Below are 3703 nucleotides of genomic sequence, written 5' to 3'. Positions count from 1 at the left end.
CGGACCCCGTTCGAAGCGCTCACCGACCACCGGGCTGCGGCAACCGCCACAGCGTGATCAACCCGAGGACCTGTCCACGATCCTTGACACAGCCCAGGTGGTGCGGGTGTTGGACATGGCGGGGCAACAATCTGCTCCAGGTACGCGGGTGCCGTCCGAGAGGTGGGCTGGTCGTGCTGGGTGCGAGGGCTTAGTCGCGCAGGAGGCCGGCTGCGCGCAGCCACTGCTCCACGTCGCCGGCGGCACCGGCGGCCTCCTCGCCCTGCACGGCCAGCCCGTCGCCGACGGTCGCGGTCGGGAGGAGCCGCGCGTAGTCCCGCGGGGCGTTGCCCAGGCGGCTCACGGCGTAGGTGACGAACGGCAGCACAGTCTTGCCGGACAGGTCCAGGTCCTCGACGAAGGTGGACATGATCATCGGGGCGCGCACGTTCCAGATCGGGCTGCCAAGCAGGACGGTGTCGTACTGCTCGACCGCGGGCAGCGGTGCGGCGGTGGCCGGGCGCGCGTCGGCGTCCTGCTCGGCGACGTTGCGGGCGACGGTGTCGTCGTAGTCATCGGAATAGGGGTCGGCGGCCTCGATGCGGTAGACGTCGCAGTCGATGAGCCCGCTGATCATCTCGGCCACCACCTGGGTGTTGCCGACGTCCAGGGTCCTGCGCCCGCCGTAGTAGTAGTTCTCCCCTGCCCGGGAGAAGTAGGCGAGCAGCACGTTGTTCCTGGCCACGGTCCGACCTGTCTCCGTTGGTTGAGTCGAGGGAGCTGTACTGGTGGGCTGCGTTGCGCTGCTGCAGCCGGCCAGCCCTGCCCCGGCCACTGCGCTGGCGGTCACCGTGAGCGCTGCGCGCAGGAACGACCGCCTGTCCACCGCGGTGGCCGGGGCGGGCATCAGAGCTGTCCCGCCGGTCGGACGAGGACCTCGTTGATGGCCAGGTGACGGGGTCGGCTGAGGATGAAGGCGATGATCTCGGCGATGTCGCCCGCGCTGACCTGCGCCTTGTCGTAGAGCGCCTGCACGCCCTCGCGGGTCTCGGCGTGGGTGATGTGGCCGGGCAGCTCGGTGGCCACGACGCCGGGCTCGATGAGGGTGACCCGGACGTCGGGCAGCAGCTCCTGGCGCAGGGACTCCGACCAGCCGTTGATCCCCCACTTGGTGGCGGCGTAGACGCCGTTTCCGGCCCGCGCGGTCCGCCCGGCGACGGAGGAGATGTTGACGATGTCCCCGCCGCCGTCCTTGAGCTGGTCGAGGAACACCTCGGTCGCGGTGAGCGCGCCGAGCAGGTTGACCTCGATCATCTGGCGGTGGTCGTCGCGCTGGTCGCTGCTGAAGGGGCCCAGCAGCATGACGCCGGCGTTGTTGACCAGCACGTCGGCGCCGCCGAGCTCGTCCCGGACGCGGTCGGCTGCGGCCAGGAGGCTGTCGCGGTCGGTGACGTCAGCGGCGATGGCGATCGAGCCGTTGGCCAGCTCATCGGCCAGTGCGCTGATCCGGTCCACCCGGCGCGCCAGCAAAGCGACCCGGTAGCCGCCGGCGGCCAGCGCGCGGGCGGTCGCCGCACCGATGCCGGAGGAGGCGCCGGTGACGACCGCGACGCGGCTGGCGGTGTTGTCCCTCGGCATGGGTCAGGCCTCGGGGATGTCCCGGCCGAAGGCCTCGAGGGTGATGGCCTCAGGCTCGGGGCCGCCGCGCTTGCCGGTGTCCAGGGCGTCGATGGCGGCGAGCTGGTCGCCGGTGAGCTCGAAGTCGAAGACGTCGATGTTCTCCGCGATCCGGTGCGCCTTGGTCGACTTCGGGATGACCGAGCGGCCCTGCTGCAGGTGCCAGCGCAGCATGACCTGCGCCGGGCTCTTGGCGTGCGCCTCGGCGATCCCGACGATGGTCGGGTCGGCCAGGGTGCTGGTGTGCTCGCCCTCGCGGTAGAAGGTGATGCCACCGATCGGGGACCACGCCTGGGTCACGATGCCGTGCTCGGCGCCCAGTGCCTGGACCTCGCGCTGCTGGAAGTAGGGGTGCACCTCGATCTGGTTGACCGCCGGCACGACGCTGGTCTGGTCCAGCAGCTGGGTGAGGTGGTCGACCATGAAGTTGCTGACCCCGATGGCGCGGACGCGGCCGTCGGCCAGCAGCTTCTCCAGGGCGCGGTAGGCCCCCAGCGTGCGGTCGAAGGCACTCGGCAGGGCCTGGTGCAGGATCAGCAGGTCGATCTGGTCGACCCCGAGCTTGGCCGCGGACTTCTCGAAGCCGTGCAGCGTCTCGTCGTAGCCGTAGTCGCTGATCCAGATCTTGGTCTCCAGGAACACCTGATCCCGGCTGACGTCGGAGTCGCGGACGGCCTCCCCGACCTCCCGCTCGTTGCCGTAGGCCGCAGCGGTGTCGATGTGCCGGTAGCCGGCCGCCAGCGCCGCGGAGACCGCAGATCGGGTCTCATCCGGCGGGGTCTGGAAGACCCCGAGGCCCAGAGCGGGGATCTCGACGCCGTTGTTCAGTGTGATGGTCTGCATGACCTGTCCCTCGCTGATCGGGTGGTGCATTCGTTGCTGTCCGCGGCGACTTCGCCGCTGACACCACAGAACGCCCTTCCCCGCGCGCGTGGGAGTGCAAGCCTTCACCGGTAACGCCAGCCCCTCCCTGGCCGCGGGCACCCGCCCTACGGTTGGGACATGGACAACCGGGCCGAGGTACGCGACTTCCTCACCAGCCGTCGCGAGCGCCTCACCCCGGAGCAGGCAGGAGTGCCCTCCTACGGCGGCCGACGCCGGGTCAAGGGACTGCGCCGCGAGGAGGTCGCGATGCTCGCCGCGATGAGCACCGACTACTACACCCGACTCGAGCGGGGGAACCTGACCGGCGTCTCCCCCGAGGTCCTCGAGTCACTGGCCCGCGCGCTGCAGTTCGACGAAGCCGAGCGGGCGCACCTGTTCGACCTGGCCGGCACGGCCAGCCCCTCCGGGCAGGCCCGCCGCCAGGCTGCTGACACCTGCCGGCGGACCTCGGCCCCGACGGGCGTGCGCGAGGGCGTGCACCGCATCCTCAACAGCCTGAGTGCCCCGTCCTACGTGTCCAACGGACGGATGGACGTCCTGGCCACCAACCGGCTCGGGCGCGCCCTGTTCACCGACGCCTACGGGCAGACGACCAGCGGTTTCAACCTCGCCCGGTACCTGTTCCTCGACCCGAAGTCCCGGGACTTCTACCTCGAGTGGGCCACCGTCGCCCGCGACTCGGTCGCCTCGCTGCGCACCTACGCCGGGCGCAACCCCTACGACCGAGGCCTCACCGACCTGGTCGGGGAGCTGTCCACCCGCAGCGAGGAGTTCGCCGGCTGGTGGGCCACCCACACGGTGAAGTTCCACCGCACCTCCACCAAGAAGCTCCACCACTCCGCTGTCGGTGACCTCGAGGTCACCGGCGAGGCTGTCGAGTTGCCCGGTGACCCTGGCCTGCGCATCGTCATCTACACCGTCGAGCCGGCCAGCCCCTCGGAGCAGGCTCTCGCCTTCCTCGCCAGCTGGAGCAGTCGCACTGCAGCAGACGACGATGAGCTGACCCCGCGGCCGCAGGTCTTCTAACGCCCGCTTCTAAGCCTCTCCGCGCACCCCTTGCCTCATTAGCCCGGGGCTTTCATGTCGGGACTGCATAGCGCAAAGTTGATCAAACGGAAGGTGCCCCTGACCTGCGATAATCGGGACTGTCGAGGAACCGAGA

At 70.1% G+C, this 3703-nt stretch carries 4 protein-coding genes; 1 reads left to right on the top strand and 3 read right to left on the bottom strand.

What is annotated here, in order from left to right:
- Positions 1 to 190: 190 nt before the first annotated feature.
- From ACYVG5_RS21335 to ACYVG5_RS21325, 3 genes are all read right to left on the bottom strand, one after another.
- On the bottom strand, positions 191 to 724 hold the full coding sequence (locus ACYVG5_RS21335) for a flavodoxin (protein ID WP_460683531.1): 534 nt from the start codon (positions 722 to 724) through the stop codon (positions 191 to 193).
- Between the two features lie 161 nt (positions 725 to 885).
- A complete protein-coding gene (locus ACYVG5_RS21330; RefSeq protein ID WP_222050774.1) occupies positions 886 to 1617 on the bottom strand; it encodes an SDR family oxidoreductase in 732 nt (243 codons plus the stop codon).
- 3 nt (positions 1618 to 1620) lie between these two features.
- Complete coding sequence (locus ACYVG5_RS21325) at positions 1621 to 2499, bottom strand: aldo/keto reductase (RefSeq protein WP_222050773.1); 879 nt, start codon at positions 2497 to 2499, stop codon at positions 1621 to 1623.
- A gap of 159 nt (positions 2500 to 2658) precedes the next feature.
- Between ACYVG5_RS21325 and ACYVG5_RS21320 the strand changes: the two genes are divergently transcribed.
- Entirely contained in the window at positions 2659 to 3567 is a 909-nt protein-coding gene (locus tag ACYVG5_RS21320) for a helix-turn-helix transcriptional regulator (RefSeq protein WP_222050772.1), read from the top strand.
- Positions 3568 to 3703: the final 136 nt, after the last annotated feature.

The organism is Modestobacter lapidis, assembly GCF_054780755.1.
This window is presented reverse-complemented; position numbering and strand designations above follow the sequence as displayed.